The organism is Caballeronia sp. LZ028 (genome assembly GCF_031451415.1).
Lineage (GTDB): Bacteria > Pseudomonadota > Gammaproteobacteria > Burkholderiales > Burkholderiaceae > Caballeronia > Caballeronia zhejiangensis.
Window position 1 is genome coordinate 1 of record NZ_JARUXN010000046.1, and the last position, 700, is coordinate 700.

Genomic DNA, 700 nt, shown 5'->3' on the forward strand with positions numbered 1-700 from the left:
CGTGCCGCCGCTTCCCGCCTGCACGAAAACCTGTTGGCCGCCAGCCGCGTCCTGCAATAGCACCTGATTTCCTGCCACCAGTTCAACCGTTCCCTTCGGCGCATCGATGCTTCCGGCGTTAATCACCGCCTTACGCGACACGAGGAACACGTCGCCGCCGCTTGAACCGATTTTGCCGAGATTGATTACCGCACCGTCGCCGCCGCCCGAAAACGTGAGCGGGCCGCCTTGCATGAAGGCATTCGGATCGACATTCAGGGCCGATGCAACGAAACGTCCGCCCGTCGCGATCACGCCGTTGGGAGCCACGAGCACGCCTTGCGGATTGATGAGATAAACACTGCCGCTCGCGTGCAGCTGTCCCAAGATCGTCGAAGGATCGCCGCCAGTTACCCGATTGACCGTCGCGCCGCTGCCGTTGTCGAAGGTCACCGTGCGCGACGAGCCGATGGAAAAGCTGCGCCAGTCAACCACGCCACGCGGCGACGTCTGGTTGATCGTGACCGACTGGCTGCCGGTCGTAATAACACCGCTGCCTGCGACGAACTGTCCCCCGCTCGGGAGCGGCGGAGCGCCGTTTCCAGCGATCGCGTAGGCGGACGCTATGGCAAGCACGAACGGTCGCATCAGGAAGTAACGTTGATTTGGGGTGCGAATGCATGAATACGACGCCAGGCGTTGCATGTCTCCCTCCTTTTGC

At 62.3% G+C, this 700-nt stretch carries 1 protein-coding gene; it reads right to left on the reverse strand.

Annotated features, from left to right (window positions below):
- On the reverse strand, positions 1 to 684 hold a 684-nt coding region (locus QCE58_RS34000), incomplete at its 3' end, for a filamentous hemagglutinin N-terminal domain-containing protein (RefSeq protein ID WP_409014200.1).
- Between the last annotated feature and the right edge of the window lie 16 nt (positions 685 to 700).